The organism is Streptomyces hiroshimensis (assembly GCF_014650335.1).
In the GTDB taxonomy this organism is placed as follows: domain Bacteria; phylum Actinomycetota; class Actinomycetes; order Streptomycetales; family Streptomycetaceae; genus Streptomyces; species Streptomyces hiroshimensis.
The window spans coordinates 147,695-163,120 of sequence record NZ_BMUT01000016.1 but is presented as its reverse complement, the minus strand read 5'-3'; the positions used below and the strand labels follow the sequence as shown (position 1 = coordinate 163,120).

14 protein-coding genes are annotated in these 15,426 nt (G+C 70.4%); 13 read left to right on the top strand and 1 reads right to left on the bottom strand.

Annotated elements, in window-relative coordinates; translation table 11 throughout:
- Positions 1-80 precede the first annotated feature (80 nt).
- Positions 81-854 carry a 2,3-dihydro-2,3-dihydroxybenzoate dehydrogenase gene (locus IE241_RS29540; protein WP_190024904.1) on the bottom strand — a complete coding sequence of 258 codons (774 nt, stop codon included), beginning with the start codon at positions 852-854 and terminating at the stop codon, positions 81-83.
- Between the two features lie 321 nt (positions 855-1,175).
- Between IE241_RS29540 and IE241_RS29535 the strand changes: the two genes are divergently transcribed.
- The 13 genes from IE241_RS29535 (at position 1,176) to IE241_RS29475 (ending at position 15,425) form a co-directional block, all read left to right on the top strand.
- Positions 1,176-1,667, top strand: coding sequence for a cupin domain-containing protein (locus IE241_RS29535; protein WP_190024903.1), 492 nt, complete (start codon positions 1,176-1,178; stop codon positions 1,665-1,667).
- Between the two features lie 182 nt (positions 1,668-1,849).
- A complete protein-coding gene (locus IE241_RS29530) occupies positions 1,850-3,688 on the top strand; it encodes a type IV secretory system conjugative DNA transfer family protein (RefSeq protein ID WP_190024902.1) in 1,839 nt (612 codons plus the stop codon).
- A gap of 32 nt (positions 3,689-3,720) precedes the next feature.
- The gene (locus IE241_RS29525; protein WP_190024901.1) at positions 3,721-4,851 is read left to right on the top strand and encodes a hypothetical protein; all 1,131 of its coding nucleotides are present in this window, start codon (positions 3,721-3,723) and stop codon (positions 4,849-4,851) included.
- Positions 4,848-5,522, top strand: coding sequence for a hypothetical protein (locus IE241_RS34705; protein WP_190024900.1), 675 nt, complete (start codon positions 4,848-4,850; stop codon positions 5,520-5,522). Before IE241_RS29525 ends, IE241_RS34705 begins: the two co-directional genes overlap by 4 nt.
- Complete coding sequence (locus IE241_RS29515; protein ID WP_190024899.1) at positions 5,522-6,013, top strand: hypothetical protein; 492 nt, start codon at positions 5,522-5,524, stop codon at positions 6,011-6,013. Before IE241_RS34705 ends, IE241_RS29515 begins: the two co-directional genes overlap by 1 nt.
- Complete coding sequence (locus tag IE241_RS29510; protein ID WP_190024898.1) at positions 6,010-6,975, top strand: hypothetical protein; 966 nt, start codon at positions 6,010-6,012, stop codon at positions 6,973-6,975. Before IE241_RS29515 ends, IE241_RS29510 begins: the two co-directional genes overlap by 4 nt.
- Before the next feature lie 188 nt (positions 6,976-7,163).
- Entirely contained in the window at positions 7,164-8,462 is a 1,299-nt protein-coding gene (locus IE241_RS29505) for a conjugal transfer protein (RefSeq protein WP_190024897.1), read from the top strand.
- 76 nt (positions 8,463-8,538) lie between these two features.
- Positions 8,539-8,772, top strand: a complete 234-nt coding sequence (locus tag IE241_RS29500) for a hypothetical protein (RefSeq protein ID WP_190024896.1) — start codon at positions 8,539-8,541, stop codon at positions 8,770-8,772.
- Positions 8,769-9,386 carry a hypothetical protein gene (locus tag IE241_RS29495; protein ID WP_190024895.1) on the top strand — a complete coding sequence of 206 codons (618 nt, stop codon included), beginning with the start codon at positions 8,769-8,771 and terminating at the stop codon, positions 9,384-9,386. The genes IE241_RS29500 and IE241_RS29495 overlap by 4 nt, the downstream gene beginning before the upstream one ends.
- 9 nt (positions 9,387-9,395) lie before the next feature.
- The gene (locus IE241_RS29490; protein WP_190024894.1) at positions 9,396-11,957 is read left to right on the top strand and encodes an ATP-binding protein; all 2,562 of its coding nucleotides are present in this window, start codon (positions 9,396-9,398) and stop codon (positions 11,955-11,957) included.
- The gene (locus IE241_RS29485; protein WP_190024893.1) at positions 11,954-12,535 is read left to right on the top strand and encodes a hypothetical protein; all 582 of its coding nucleotides are present in this window, start codon (positions 11,954-11,956) and stop codon (positions 12,533-12,535) included. Before IE241_RS29490 ends, IE241_RS29485 begins: the two co-directional genes overlap by 4 nt.
- 35 nt (positions 12,536-12,570) lie before the next feature.
- Complete coding sequence (locus IE241_RS29480; protein ID WP_190024892.1) at positions 12,571-14,634, top strand: hypothetical protein; 2,064 nt, start codon at positions 12,571-12,573, stop codon at positions 14,632-14,634.
- Positions 14,631-15,425 (top strand): hypothetical protein, encoded by a 795-nt coding sequence (locus IE241_RS29475; protein WP_190024891.1) that lies wholly within the window; start codon positions 14,631-14,633, stop codon positions 15,423-15,425. The genes IE241_RS29480 and IE241_RS29475 overlap by 4 nt, the downstream gene beginning before the upstream one ends.
- Position 15,426: the final 1 nt, after the last annotated feature.

The following is a 15,426-nucleotide window of genomic DNA, read 5'->3' as shown; positions in this document are numbered from 1 at the left end:
GCGGGGCACGGCGCCCGCACGAGTCGAGCGCCGTGCGGGCAGTTCGCCCGCACGGCGCTCGGGGATTCGAGGCGTGCCGTTCAGACACCCAGCGCCGCACCCCCGTCCACCGTCAGGTCGTGCATCGTGATGTGCGACGCCGCGTCGGACAGCAGGAACACGACCGCCTGGGCCACGTTCTCCGGACGGGCGAGCTTGCGCAGCGGAATTCCCACCCGGTACGAACTCGCGACGCCCTCGATGGAGGCCTTGCGCGCCGCGTCCCCGTCCTTCCACATATCGCTGAGCATCGGTGTCTCGGTCGAGCCGGGCGCCACCAGATTGCAGCGGATTCCGTGCTTGGCGACCTCCAGGCCCATGCACTTGGTGAACATCGTGGCCGCGGCTTTCGACGCCGAATAGGCCGCCATCTCGACCCGCGCCGTGCCGGCCGCATTCGAGGCGACCGTCACCACGGCTCCGCGGCCCCGCGGCACCATGCGGTTGACGACGGCGCGCGAGACGAAGAAGACGCCGCTGGTATTGACCGCGAAGGTGAACTTCCAGTCCTCGTCCGTCAGCCGGCGCGCTTCGGCGAGCCGGAGCACGCCGGCCGCGTTGACCAGGTAGTCCAGCGGCCCGAGGAGTCGCTCGACGCCGTCGACGACCGCCTCCACTTCCGGGCTGGAGGTGACGTCCCCGGGGAAGGCCTCGACCAGCAGGCCGTCCGCGGTGAGCTTTTCGACGCAGGCCCGCAGCCGGACCTCGTCCTTGTCGACCGCCGCTACCGCGACTCCTCTCTCTGCCAGCGTCCGGACGACCGATTCTCCTATTCCGCCTGCCGCCCCGGTGACGAGAGCGACTTTTCCTTCCATCGAAACCTCCATACCCGGGAGTTCATGGCACGTCCGTGAACAATTCTCGGCAAAACCGGTCGGCAGGTGAAGCGAGGTTTTCTCACTCCGTCAGGTGACGGTGCGGTTTCATAAAGTGCGGAAGCGCGCTGCGAATTGGCGGTGCGTGGGCGGTCGCAGCGCCGACCGCCCCGCCGGGGCCGTGGCTCGCTCGATTGGCCCACGATTCCGACCGCAAAGTGCACCAGAACCCCGGACACCGGCCCCCGTAGATTGATCTTCAGAACGCACCGCACACCGCGTCCCCGCACCGCATCACCGCACGTCAGAGGAGCCCTCCGCATGTCCGAGCCCCAGAGCCCTGTCCTCGTCCGCGCCGCCGAGGCCACCGTCCTCAGCGACGCCCCCGGCAGCCTGATCACCCTCCTCGCGGACTCGGACACCACCGGCGATGCGTTCACCACCAACCGCGCGACCCTCGCCGAGGGCACGGCCGGCGCCCCGGCCCACTTCCACACCCGTGCCACCGAGTTCTTCTTCGTCCTCGACGGCGCGCTGGAGGTGCTGACGGGCGAGACCATCGTGACGCTGGAGAAGAACGACTTCCTCGCCGTGCCGCCCGGCATGCCCCACGCCTTCGCCCCGGCGGCCGGCCGCTCCGCCGACGCCCTGGTCGTCTTCACGCCGGGCATGGGCCGCTTCGACTACTACCGCCTGCTGGACCGCGTGGCCCGGGGCGAGGCGAGCGTCGAGGAGATCAAGGAGTCGGCCGAGCGCTACGACAACCACTACGTGGACAGCCCGGTCTGGCGCGCGGCCCGCGCCGCCGCGTGACCGGCCGTCACCGCCCCCTGCGCAGCATCACCGCACATCACCGCACATCACCGCCCCCTGCGTAACACCTTCGCTGCGTAGTCCCCCGCCGCCCTCCTCGAACTCCTGACCTGTCGCACAGAGGTGTTACCGTCGCAGCGATCTGAAGAGATCGCATCAAGCAAGGGACGGGGGTCCACGGCGTGGCACGCGCGCGCGAAGTGGGACGCAAGCACGAAAGCGGCGGACCCAAGGGCGAGATCGCCCTCGTCAAGGCGTCGGCGATACTCATCGCCGTCGTCGTCAGCTGGCACCTGGCCGTCTGGGCGACGGCCGAGCACATGGCCCTGTCGAACGTCCTGGCCACGGCCGGTGCCCTCGCGGCGCACAAGCCCCTCGCCGGCCTCGGCGACGGCATCCAGCCGGCGTCCGCCTCCGTCACCGTCGCGGCCTGGCTGGGCATCCTCCTCGTCCCGGTCGTGATCGTCGCGGTGGCCGTACGGGACCGGAACCGCCGTACCCGCGGCGCGGGCGGCGAGGGCCTCGCCTCCGCGACCGAGGCCCGCGACATGCTCGGCGAGAAGCGCGCCCGCAAGGCGGCCAAGATGACGCGCGCGACGTCGTTCACCGGCAAGGACGGCAAGTACGACGCCAAGGCCGCCGCGCGTGCGGAGCTGCGCGAGGTCGGCTGGCTGCTCGGCACGCAGATCGGCAGCGGGCAGCCGCTGGTGGCCACGCCGGAGGACTCGGTCGCGGTCATCGCCCCCTCCGGCGGCGGCAAGTCCCGCACCGTCGTCATCCCCGCCTGCCTGGACGCACCGGGGCCGCTCGTCGTCACCTCCACCCGTGCCGACGTCCTCGACGTCATCGCCGAACCGCGCTCCCGCATGGGCCGGGTGTGGGTCTTCGACCCGCTCGACACCGTGGGCTGGCCGCACAAGATGGTCTGGGACCCGGTGGCGGGCTGCCAGGAGGGCGAGACCGCCACGGCGCGCGCCCTGTCGTTCTCCGTCGGCATGGGCGCGAACGACAGCTCCTCCAGCAACGGCAGCTTCTTCCAGCAGACCGCGTCCTCCGCGCTGACCAGGCTCCTGCACGCCGCGGCCCTCGAAGGCAAGACCATCGAGCACGTCATGCGCTGGGCCACCAACCTGGAGAAGGCCGGCGAGCCGCGGGCCATCCTCACCGACCACCCCAACGCCGAACCCGGCTGGGACGTCCTGCTGCGGTCCGTGTCGACCGGCGCCGACGAGACCGTCGCCTCGACGCGGCAGACCCTCGCCGCCCAGATCGAACCGCTCGCCCTGCGCAAGGTGCTGCGCTGCGTCACCCCGCAGCCGGGCGTGCCGGTCTTCGACCCGGACGCGTTCGTCGCCTCCCGCGACACCCTGGTCCTCATCAGCGACTCCAACGCCTCGACGAACGTCTCGCCGCTGACGACGATGCTGCTGGGCGAGGTCGTCGACGCGGCCAAGCGCCGGGCGCCCCGGCTGCCCTCGGGCCGGCTGGACCCGTTCCTGCGCCTCGTCCTGGACGAGGTCGCGAACGTCGCCCCGCTGCCGAAGCTGCCGTCGCTGGCCTCCGACGCGCGCGGCTACGGCATCCACATCGTCTACGCCCTGCAGTCGCTGGCCCAGGCCGTCCTCCGCTGGGGCCAGCACGAGGCCGACACGCTCCTGGACAACGCGGCGGCCACCCTCGTCATGGGCGGCCTGAAGGACGTCGAGGCGCTGCGCCGCTTCTCCGAGCTCGTCGGCGAGACCGAGCTCGTGGAGCTCTCGAAGTCCCGCGACACCCAGCGCCTCTTCGGCTACGGCACCAGCGAGGTCGAGCGCGAGCGCCGCATCCTGCGCCCCGAGGAGATCCGCCAGCTGCCGCACGGCCGCGCGCTCCTGCTCTTCCGCGGTGCGCCGGGCGTCATCGCCGAGCTGATGCCGTGGGACCAGCGGCGGGACGGAGCGGCGCTGCGGGCGGGCGAACACGCGACGCGCGCGTCGCGGATCGGACCGCCGCCGCTGGAGAGCGCGGGAACGGGCGCGTAAGAGGAACGGGCGCGTAAGAGGAGCGGGAAGACGTGGAAGAGCACCTGCGGGAAGAACTGAAGGCCCTCCGCGATGAGACGGAGGCCCTCCGCGAGGAGGTGGAGACCCTCCGCGAATGGCGCACCCGGTTCGAGGCGGCGGTCAAGAACTTCGCGACGGGGACCAAGGCGAACCAGGCCGAGGTCACGGAGGTCGTCGGGGAGGTCATCGACCGCCTCCACGCGGTGGAGGCGGCGGCGGCCTCTCCCTCGCCGTCGGCTGCCCCCGGTGACGACCACCTCCCGTGGTCACTACGCGCCACAGAGGACGACTGGCGCCGCCTCTCCGACTGGCTGGACTGGCTCGGCCGGCACTACGCGCCGCAGCTGCACCTGCGCATCTGGCCGTGCTGGCCGCTGCACGGCGGCGTCACGGAGGAACTGGCCGCCCTGCACGCGTCCTGGCGCGCGGCCACGGAGGCGGACGCCGACCCGTCGCGCGAGAGCAGCGACCTCGCGTACTGGCACCAGATGTGGCTGTGGCCGACGATCGAGCGCCTCCGTCAGCACTACATGTTCAGCGAGTGCGAGGACGACCACTCCCAGGACCGGCCGGGCCGGCCGACGGACGGCGCTGCGCTGGAGAAGCGCATGGCGCAGGCCGCGGCCGAGCGGCGGCGCCTGGAGAACGAGAAGTACGCGTACTTCGTGAAGACCGGGCCCGGCTACCCGGCGGAACGCCCGTCGAGCCTGTGGCGGTGCGCGGCGGGGCGTGACGAGGACTGGGAGTATCTGTCGCTGCTCGACTGGCAGTGGCACAAGGCGGCGGACACGGCCGTCGGGGTCCCGCCGCCCGAGGCCGCGCGCCACGCGGTGCCGACGGACCGCGCCGGGGAACTGCAGGCGGACCGGCAGGGCTGGGTGCGCTACTGGGCGCGGTACGCGGACGTGACCGCCTGGCATGCCGGGGAGCCACCGGTGTCGGTCGTCCGCCGGCGGCGCAGCCCCGAGCGCATCTACGACGAGGCGTTCAAGATCTGGAACGAGTGGGGGCCGACCCAGGCCGTCCACGATTTCTTCGACGCCCGCCCCTCGAACCCGCCGCACCTGGTGGAGATCGACGCGGCGGAGGCGGAGCGCCTGCTGACGCAGCTCCACGGAGCGAAGGGGGCGACGGGACTGTGACGACGGGCAAGGCCGTCACGGCCTGGAAGGACGACGACCCGGCCCCGGGCCGCCGCCTGGAACTGACCGCGGACCAGAACGCCGCGGTCACCGGCCGCTGGGAGGCGGCGCGAGCGGCCCACAAGGGCCTGGACGCGGTCATGGAAGAGGTGCAGCAGGCCCTGGCGGACTCCCACGGCGCGAAGCTGGAAGGCAAGCAGCACCGCCTGATGGGCCTCAAGGCCTTCCGCCGCAAGGCCGCCATGGAGCTGGACGACCGCGTCCCCCTGGAAAAGGTCGTCCGCAAGGTCCAGGACCTCAACCGCTACACCCTGGTCTTCGACGTGAAGGCGTACACCGAGGGCGTCCGCCACACGTACGCCCTGCTGCACGAGCGCGGCTACGTCATCGTCCCCGATTCGGAGCGGAACACCTGGGAGGATCCCGTCCACAAGGGATTCCGCGCGGCGTGGCAACGGCCGGACGGCACGGTGACGTTCGAGATCGCCTTCCACACGCCCGACAGCCACTGGGCGAAGACGGAGAACCGCCTTCTCTACGATCTGTACCGCTCCAGCCGGCTCCGTCCGCCGGGCGAGGAGCCGGAGAACACGGCCGAGTCGCACGAGGAAGCCGCGAAGGTCGTCCAGCACCGGCGGTACAGCGAGATTCCTGCGAAGGGAAGCAAGTGATGAGTGAGCAGTACGCGTACTTCGTGAAGGCCGCTGCGCCTTATACGGAGGAGCGGCCGTCCAGCCTCTGGCGGCGGCTGGGGGAGGAGTGGGAGTACCTCTCGCTGCTCGACTGGCAGTGGCACGACGTCAAGGACACCACGGTCAAGACCGCTCCGGACACGGGCGACATGTATCCGGTGACGGCGGAGCGGGCGGCTGCGCTGGAGGCCGACCGGCAGGTGTGGGTGCGCTACTGGGCGCTCTACGTCGACGAAGAGGACTGGAAGGACGGTGAGCAGCCGACCACCGTCGTCCGGCGCCGGCGCAGTCCCGAGCGCCGTGTGGACGAGTCGTTCCAGGCGGGCGAGGTCTGGGGCCCCACGAACGCGGTCTTCGAGTCGCGTGATCTGCGCACCTCCAACCCTCCTTATCTGAAGGAGCTGAGCGCCGATGAGGCCGAGGAGCTGCTGCAGGAGCTGTTCGGCCTGACGGGGGTCACCGAGCTGTGAGCGGGCGAACGGGGGCCTGGGAGGGCGAGGGCTACACGCTCAGCCCGGAACAGAATCGTGTCGTCACCGAGCGGTGGGAGCGGGCGGCCGCCGCGCGGGACCGCATGGACGCCATGATGAAGGACGTCCAGCAGGAGACGGCGCAGTCGCACGGCGGCAGGCTGCAGGGCCTGGAGTATTCCCTCAAGGACGTGGATTCGTTCCGGCGTAAAGCCGCAACGGCCGTCAAGGAGAAGAACGTCCCGGTCGAGAAGACGGCGCGTAAGGTCAATGACCTCAATCGGTACACCCTGACCTTCGAGCCCGATTCCTACACCGAAGGCGTGGAGCGGACCTACGAACGGCTGCGTGAGTCCGGGTACGAGCCCATAGCCGAGAAGAACACCTGGCAGGACCCGGTGTACAAGGGGGTCAATACCTCCTGGCGGCACACGCAGTCGGAAGAGAAGTTCGAGCTGCAGTTCCACACTCCGGACAGCTTCAAAGCCAAGATGGAGAATCACGAGCTCTACGAGATCTCACGCGGTAACGATCTTGATGAGCTCAGCCGCGGGAACGACGAGCTGGCGAAGTCCTACCAGGACGCCGCCAATCATCTGCAGAACGAGCGGTACAAGGACGTCAGGATCCCGCCGGGCCAGGAGCGGATCGGGGAGCAGCTGATCCGGGACGAGCTCAATCCCCGGGTGCCCGCCGAGCACGTGGAGCTGGTCCGGCGGAAGGAAGCGGAGAAGCACGCCGAGAACTTCGCCAAGGCCCAGGCCAAAGCCGAGGCGAAGGCGCGGGAGCAGGCCGAGCGGGAAGCGCTCGGACTCGGCGGTCCCGAACAGGCGGAAAGTCAGGGCCTGCGCAACAGGTTGGCTACAAAACCCGCTGCGGAAGAACGCCGGCAAAAGAGCGACGCGGCCCGAATCGACCCGCTGCCGACCCAGTCGCAGAGCCGTGGGCCCGCACTGAGGTGAGGTGAGCCACGTAACGGATGACCTCTCACCCCGAACCGCCCGCAATGTCGTGAATTCGGGGTGCGGTCACTGTTCCGTAGTCGATCGGATCTCATCGTCTTCCGTTCAAATGAAGCTGTTTGACGATCAGAAATAGGCCAAGTACTGTCCTGCCACTCAGGCCTAACACGGGGGAAGGGTCACCAGGGTTGAGCACGTTCAAGACGGTCATGCGGCGGATTCTGAATCTGCCGGAGCCGCGGAGCGATAAGACTGCGGCGACCCCGCCGGCCGGTGCGCCGGGCCGGCAGAGTGCAGCGTCCCCGGCCCCGCCCCGGCAGCAGGCGGCCGCCCCGGCGGCGGCCCCGCCCCCCGCGGCACTCCAGCAGTGGACCGACGCCGCCGCCCGCCTCCAGGCGCAGACGCCCGAGCCGCCCCGCGTGCAGCAGGAGCAGGCCGCGGCCGCCGGCGCCGTCGCCGTCGCCCAGGACAAGCAGGAGCGCGACGTCCCCTGGCAGATCGAGGACGAGAAGAGCGGTACCCAGTTCCTGGTCAAGGTCGGCCGGGGCGCCCTCTGGGCCGTCGTCGCGCTGGCCGCGATCACCGGCATCCGCTCCTGGTTCTGGGCCCCGGAGCCGAAGAACAACGGCCCCGTCCAGGTCAGCAGCGGCCCGACGTACCCCGTGCAGGAGGCCCAGGCCGTCGCCGCCCGCTTCGCGCGCTCCTACCTGACCTGGGACGAGGCCGACCCGAAGGCCCGTACCGACGCTCTGGCGCGTGACATGGCCAAGGGAGTGGACGCCGCAGGGGGCTGGAACACCAAGGGCAAGCAGGACGTCCTCGTGGCCCAGCCCGGCCCCGTCTCCGAGGAGAAGGACAAGCGGGCGCGCGTGCGCGTCGACGTCCTGGTGAACGGGCCCGCTTCCGACGACAAGAGCAAGCCGTCGGACAAGGACAAGCAGGGCGACAAGTCCGGTGACAAGCCCAAGGACGACAAGTCCGGGGACAAGAAGGACGACGCGAAGAAGGACGGCAGCGGCAAGGATTCCCGCCAGGTCACCGGCCCCAGATGGCTCGGGCTGGAGATCCCGGTCGTCTACACCTCCGGCCGGGTCGTCGTGACCGGCCAGCCCGGCATGGTGGGCATCCCGCAGGGCGCTCCGTCCGTACCCGCGCTCACCGCGAAGACCGCCGACAACGACTTCAGCGAGAAGACCCGCGCCGTCGCCGAGGAGTTCTTCACCAAGTACGGCACGGGCGAGGCCGAATCCGTCGCCGCACCCGGCGCCTCCGTGGCGGCCCTGCCGCCGGGGGTGACCCTCGGCTCACTGCGCAACTGGTCGGTCGAGGAGGGAAGCGGCAGCGACCGCACCGGCATCGCCACCGTCACGTGGCAGATCGCCGGGGCCGAACTGGAGCAGACGTACCGGGTCAAGCTGACCAAGGTCGCCTCGGCCAAGGCCGAACGCTGGCAGGTCGTGGAGATCCACGGCGGAATGTCCTCCTGACCGGTAGCGGTGCCGGACCGGTCCGTTCTCGTCTTACGTCTCTCGTGTCACGTCTTATCTCAAGCAAGGGGAAATGATGGAACTCGCGCTGTCCAATGGTGATGAGCTCAAGTCCTGGGTGATCGCCGTCGCCGGGAACATCTTCCTGATCGTCCTCGCGGTCAGGGCGATCGGCCACTACGCGAAGCGTGAATGGGGCGAGCTGCTCGCGCACTTCATAGCCGGCGTCGTCGTGGCCGGATTCGTCTACGCGTCGGACAGCACCAAGGGCATGCTCACCGCGATCTGGACCAAAGTGGCGGGCTCATGAGGGTTGGGCATACCTTCACCCGCCACTTCGACCTGGAGACCCGGCAGCACGAGCTGCTCGGCATGGACCTCGGCGAGGGCCCCTCACGACGGGTCCTCGTCACGGGCGCCGTCGTCTACGCGGTCTGGATGGGCGGGCTCTTCCTGATCTTCGGCTGGCCCTCGCAGATCTTCTTCACCGTCTACTTCGCCCCGCCGGCCCTCATCACGTTCTACGGATCCCAGCGGTCGCGGCGCAATGAGCGGCGCTGGAACCTCACCCAGTGGGCCCTGACCATCCGCTATCTGACGGTGGGTCACCGGCCCGTCATCAACGGCGGGCGGCGCGCGGCCGACCGGTCCGAGTGGCTGCCGCTGCGGGCCCGCCTGGGGGAGAAGTCCGAGGACGTCCTGTCCCTGCCCGGCATGGGCGCGTTCGAGGGGCTGCTGGGCGGCGACGAGCCCAAGCGGATGTCCGGCCGGGCCGTGGCGCTCGACGCCCGCCCCCGGCTGTACGGGCCGGACCACGTCTACCGCGCGAGGTCGCGCAACCAATCGTCCCAGAAGGCACCGGGCTCGTCCCAGAAGGCACCGGGCGCACCGGGCGGCGGCCGCAAAGGCCGGAAAGGTACGTAAAGGTACGCGATGAAGATCATGAAGGGCATCGCCCGCTTTCTCGGTGTCGACGGCGACCGCTCCGCCCCGCCGCCCCGCTATGTGGGGCTGGCCGACGGGCTGGTCATCACGGAGACCCACGCCGAGGCGTGGTACCTGCTGGGAAGCTCCAACACCGACCTGATGTCGGAGGCCGCCCGGGACGCCGAGCAGGACCAGGCGAGCAGTGCCCTGGCCCGTACCCTGGCCGGCTACGACTGCCACCTGAAGATCCTCTGGTCCCCGCTGAACGCCGAGGACTACCGGACCGAGGCGGAGAAGCTGTTCTCGGCGGGCGACTACGGCGCGTGGACGGAACTGCGCGTCAGGCGCCTGGAGGAGCTGGAGCTGCCCACCCGCATGCTGCTGCTCGGCGTACGGATATCCGAGCGGGCCAACCAGGCCAAGGCGCGCGGCAGCCGCGGCGTCCAGGACGCGCTGGGCATCGGCTCGACCTCGGTGTCGCAGAAGGAGATCGCCCGCCTCGACGCCCTCGCCCGGCGCCTCGGCCGCCAGCTGGAGACCACCCCGTGGAAGGCGCAGCCGGCCACGGTGGAGCTGCTGGCCTGGATGATCGCGCGCGAGCAGCGCCGCGGGACGCCGCTGCCCGCCCCGGACGACCAGGGGATGATCACCGGCGCCAAGCTCGCCCAGCTCACGCGCGGGCGCGTGCTGCCCTACCCCGACCACGTCCGGGTCCTCGACCAGCGCGGCGAGACGGTCGGCTGGAGCGCGATCCTCACGATGGACGGCTTCCCGGAGGAGATGGAGACGCCGGGGCCGGGCGAGTGGCTGAGATCCGTCGCGGAGATCACGTACGTCCCCGAGCTCATGGACGACGACGAGCCCGGGGACATCTCGGCGCTGCCGGTCAACCCCGAGCCGTCCGTCCGCTTCAAGGTCCTCCACAAGCGCGACGCCCTCAAGCAGATCGACGAGATCCGCCGCCTGGCGAAGGAGCAGCGGCAGAGCGCGGCCAAGCACTCCGCCGGTGAGACCGCGCAGGAGATCGAGGAGACCGAGGACACGATGACGTCCCTCTCGCGCGACATGAAGCGCGAGGACGTCACGCTGCTGGAGGACCACCCGCGCCTGATCGTCAGCAGTGACGTCTCCCTGGAGGACCTGCGCAGCCGCTGCGACGCCGTCATCGGCTACTACGGCGGCGTCGGCATCGAGGTCAGCGTCGCGGCCGAGGAGCAGCGGGAGCTGTGGCTGGAGGCCCAGCCCGGCGACATGCTGCGCGTGCCGGACCTGATGCACACCCGTACGGTCGGCGCCTTCGCCGGCTCGTGGTTCTGGGGCGGCGCCGCGGTCGGCGACGACACCGGCCCGGTGATCGGCTACCTGACCGGCTCGACGCCGGGCGTCGTCCGCAACGACCTCACCGGCGGTTCCGAGCGCGGTGACGCGACGACCACGGCCTTCATCGGCCGAAGCGGCCGCGGCAAGACGACCGCGATGATGCTGTCCCTGCTGGACTCCGGCTTCCGCGGCTCCTTCGTGCTCGCCCTGGACTTCAAGGGCGACATGGGCGGCCTGGTCTCGGCCGGCCAGCGGTACGGCCTCAACGCCCACCTGATCGAGACGGGCTCGCAGTTCGCGGGCGTCGCCGACCTCTTCACGCTGCTCAGCGGCGAGAGCGCCGAGCGCGCCCAGACCGAGGTCCCCGCCCAGCTGGGCATCGCGCTGCCGCAGCACCTGCGGATGCGCGGCGCGGAGACGCCGATCCAGAGCGCGGTCAACGAGATCATCGCCGAGGGCGACCCGGCGACGTGGAAGGTCATCGAGCGGCTGCGGCAGTCGCCCGACGAGCTGACGCGCGAGACGGGCGATGCGCTGTACGAGCTGTCGCTGACGGGCCTGGGCGCGCCCTTCATGGGCCGGCCGGTCGGGGCGTCCCTGATCACGCCGTCGCCGGGCATCTGGGTCGTCCAGGTGCCGGGCATCACGCTGCCGTCGCCCGACGACGCCCGCGACGACTGGTCCGTCCACCAGCGGCTCTCGGTGGCCCTGGTCCACTCGCTGCTCGCGTACGGCATCAGCATGGCCGGCCGTAAGGACCTGCGCGGCCTGCGCAAGGTCGTGGCCGTGCCGGAGGTCCACGTCCTCACGGCCACGCGCGAGGGCAGCTCGTTCCTGCAGTACATCGCCCGAGTCGGCCGAGCGCTGCACACCGCGCTCGTCGTGGACACCCAGGACCCGGAGTCGCTGGCGAGCCTGACGGGTCTCGTCGAGCAGATGACGACGGTCTTCGGCTTCCAGCTGACGACGCCCGAACAGCAGGACGCGATGGCGGACCTGCTCGACCTGCCCAAGGGCGCCCACACGCGCCAGCTGATCCAGGCCATCGGCGTCGACGTGACGCAGGAGATCCGGCACGGCCACTGCATCATGCGCGACCGCCGCTTCAGCAGCGCGACCGTCCAGTTCGACGTGCCGTCGGTGGAGATGCTCCAGCTGCTGAACACGACGCCGAAGGCGGACGCCGGCGCCACGGGCGGAGGCCCGCTGTCCATGAGCAAGTCCGCATACGAGGAGGCGAACGCGTGAAGAGGCGGATCGCGGCGGTGACCGCGGCGGCCACGGCGGTACTGGTGGTCGCGGGGTGCTCGTCGTCCTCGAAGGGCAAGGACGGCGGCAAGCCCGGGGAGAAGCCGGTGTCGGCCGCGGACCGGCAGGCCCAGGAGTACCGGGAAGCGGCGAAGAAGGACCGGGCGCAGATGCTCGAGGTGGCGCTCGCCTACCAGAAGGCGACCGCTCTTCACGACGGTGAGGCGTCCTGCCGTCTGATGACGGAGGAGGGCAGGCCCGGCAAGGACTCGTCCTTCGAGTCGTGCGTGAAGTTCCTCATGCCGCTGGACGCGGATGTCCGCAAGACGGTGGAAGCGGCCTCTTTCAGCGTCACGGGCGACCCGGTCGACGTGCCTTCGACAGGTGACCACCCGGCAGGCACCGGTGTCATGGTCACCGAGGAGTCCAGGCCCGACGGGCACACCAGCTACCACCGGACCGCCCTGCGCATGGTGAAGGTCAAGGGGACCTGGCTGGTGGACCAGGACGAGGACGTCTACGACTCGGAGATGCGGCATTCGAGCCCCGTGCACAGCGCCCTGACGAGGTCGCATTGAGGATTCCACGGCTCCGTAATCTGGCCGTCCCGGTCATGGGCGCCCTCACCACCTTGATGGTGACGGCGTCCGCGGCCGCGGCGGACGACAAGTACGCGAAGTACAAGCCGGCCGGTATCGGCAGTCTCCTTCCGGCGCCGCACACCTCGTACTCCGGGGCGGGCACGCTGTACGAGCAGTACGGCGACCCCATGCTCTACAACCTCGACGTGCAGCTCGGCTGGGACGAGTTCGGCGACTGGGCCCTTCAGTTCGTCGCCGTCATCTTCATGGGCCTGACCGTCGTCCTGGCCCTGGCCGCCATCGTCGTCGTGCAGTGGACGTTCAAGTTCACCTCCATCGACAAGCTCGAGGACTCCATCGCCGGCGCCATCTCCGGGGCTGCGGGCACGGTGTCGACGACCCTGCTTCCGTCGGCGATGGCCGTGGGCGCGCTGATCGCGTACGCGAACCACCGAAGAAACGGTTCATCGATCAGTCAGCTGGGCTGGGTGGCCGCCACGGCGATCCTGTCCATCTCCTTGCTGACCACTCCGAAGGTATGGATCGAGGGGCTGGACTCGATCCGGACCATCGGCAGCAACACGGCCATGAAGGCCGCGTCCGCGGGCATGGGGAACGAGACCAAGGAACCCATCGACACCGGCGCGGAGCCCACGTACGGCAAAGACGACCAGGACAACATGCTCCGCAAGTCGGGGGATGCGATCTGGCGGTCCTACGTCGTCACACCCTGGTGCGTCGCCGAGTTCGGAAACCTGAACACGTGCAAGAAGTACGGGAAGGACCTGCTGGACCAGGGGTCCGACACCAAAAAGCGCGAGGAGTGGCTGAAGGAGAACGTCAGCTCGGGCAATGTGGGTGACGAGGCGGTCAAGTACCGCCAGGGCCATATGGGCCACGCCCGTGTCATGGTCACCATGGCCTCCGCCGTCTGCGCGGCGCTGTTCGCCGTCCTCGCGGTGGCCCTGTCCTTCGCCTCCCTCGCGTCGCTGATCGGCGCGCTGATGCTGCTGCTGGCGGGCGTCGTCTTCGCCTGTCTGTGGGTCATTCCCGGCCGGCCGCGCCAGTGGGGCGTCCGCTGGTTCGACACCCTGCTCGGATTCGCCCTGCAGTCGTTCGTCAGCACGATGGTGCTGGGATGCGTGCTCGTGCTGAACACGGCGAGCGTGACCCTGGTCGGTTCCTACGGGTGGTTCGCCTCGGCGGGCATCAGCATCACGTCCGCGATCGTGGCGTTCAAGTTCCGCGGCATCATGGAGAGCATCGTCGGCGTGACCGGCGCCACCAACTCCGCCTTCAACGCCGGTGCGATGAGGCTGGCGCGCGGAGCCGGAGCCGTCGCCGCGAGGGGCGGCGGAAGGGCCGGCCTGTGGGCGGCGACGAAGGGCGGCGGCGTCGCCGGCCACGCGGCCAGGAAGGTCGGCAACAAGGCCGTCGACGCCGCCTCGGAGCGATTCATCAAGCGGCCGTTCCGCACCGCTCAGGCCGCCAAGCAGGTCAGTGAGCGCAACGCCCACATGGATGCCCTCGGAGTGCCGAAGGGTGCCCTCCAGCGGCAGAAGTTCGCCAATGGGAAGGACCTCGCCGAAGGCCCCGGCACGGCGGCCGAGAGCCAGGCCGCGCGGCGCGCGCAGAAGACCGGCAGCGCCGCACCCCTGTCGGCCGGCCGCGCCGGCCGGGCGGGCGACCTCAAGGCGAGGACCCCGGGGTCGCAGGTCCAGGCGGCCCGCAAGAAGCAGAGGGAGGACCAGCTCGCCTCTGCCAAGGTCTCGCGTGCCGGGGCCGTGGCCGGGGCCGCCGCGGCGGCGAAGGCGACGGCATCGCGCAAGGCCGACTCGGCCGCGCAGAAGGCCGCGCAGAAGGGCGACACGGGAGAGGGCGGCGGCCGCTCCTTCCGCAGCGCCCCGGCGCCGGGCAGCGGCTCGTCGCGCAAACGCAGGGAAGAGGAAGAGGCCCGCAGGGCAGCGGCCGTGGCCCGCGGCGGTGCCTCCAGCAGCACCTTGAAGCGCGTCCCGGGGAAGACGAGGAGCAGTCGCGCCTCCGCCTCCGTCATCCGGCCTCCCGCGCCGCAGCCGCGTCGTAAGGAAGAGCGATGAGCAAGAAGAAGGAGCAGCTCCCGTCCTCCGAATGGCGTGAGCTGCTGAAGGCGGCGGACTACGACTACCCCGAGGAGATCGAGAACGCGGGCAAGCGCCGGGTCCGCCGGCGCGCCCGCAAGGCGTACCGGCAGGAGCAGCGCGAGGAGTACAAGCGCCGCCTGGCGGACGAGCGCCGGCGCGAGCCGATCACGGCGGGCGGGGCGATCCTGGTCATGGTCGCCATCCTCGCCATCGGCGCCGCGGCCACGCACTGGTGGCCGGACCGCGCCGGGGCGCCGTCCACGGTGGGCCACGCCGGGGAGACGTCCGGGAACCGGACCCTGGACGAGCCCGGCACCCAGCCGCCCACGACGCCCGCTCCGCAGCCTCCGCAGCCCTCGCCGTCGGCCAAGGCCGACCGCAGCAAGCCGGAGAAGTCGGCCGAGGGCTGGGCCCGCGCCTACCTCACGCGCAATCCCCCGGTGGACAAGAAGCACACCGCGTCCGTCGAACGGGCCGCGCCGTGGATGACCGATGCGCTGGCCGTGAACCTGAAGCAGTTCGACGACAAGGCGTGGGGCGAACTCGTCTCCAACGGCGGCGTCTCGAAGGTCGACAAGGTGACGGTCGGCCCCGCCGACGACGACCGCGTGCGCAAGCAGGCGGACACGGAGACACGGGTCTGGCGCAAGACCAGCGTCGACATCACGGTCAAGGGCTACCGCACGTACACCGAGACGAGGGTGTACCTGACGGAGATCATGCTGACCTCCGACGGCTGGCGCGTGGGCCGGGTCCTGGGGGTCTGAG

What these genes read in the sequence shown, in the direction of transcription:
- IE241_RS29535 (WP_190024903.1), top strand. Translation starts at nt 1,176, where the DNA reads ATGTCCGAGCCCCAGAGCCCTGTCCTCGTCCGCGCCGCCGAGGCCACC.
- IE241_RS29515 (WP_190024899.1), top strand. Translation starts at nt 5,522, where the DNA reads ATGAGTGAGCAGTACGCGTACTTCGTGAAGGCCGCTGCGCCTTATACG.
- IE241_RS29480 (WP_190024892.1), top strand. Translation starts at nt 12,571, where the DNA reads ATGGGCGCCCTCACCACCTTGATGGTGACGGCGTCCGCGGCCGCGGCG.
- IE241_RS29495 (WP_190024895.1), top strand. Translation starts at nt 8,769, where the DNA reads ATGAGGGTTGGGCATACCTTCACCCGCCACTTCGACCTGGAGACCCGG.
- IE241_RS29540 (WP_190024904.1), bottom strand. Translation starts at nt 854, where the DNA reads ATGGAAGGAAAAGTCGCTCTCGTCACCGGGGCGGCAGGCGGAATAGGA.
- IE241_RS29475 (WP_190024891.1), top strand. Translation starts at nt 14,631, where the DNA reads ATGAGCAAGAAGAAGGAGCAGCTCCCGTCCTCCGAATGGCGTGAGCTG.
- IE241_RS29500 (WP_190024896.1), top strand. Translation starts at nt 8,539, where the DNA reads ATGGAACTCGCGCTGTCCAATGGTGATGAGCTCAAGTCCTGGGTGATC.
- IE241_RS29490 (WP_190024894.1), top strand. Translation starts at nt 9,396, where the DNA reads ATGAAGATCATGAAGGGCATCGCCCGCTTTCTCGGTGTCGACGGCGAC.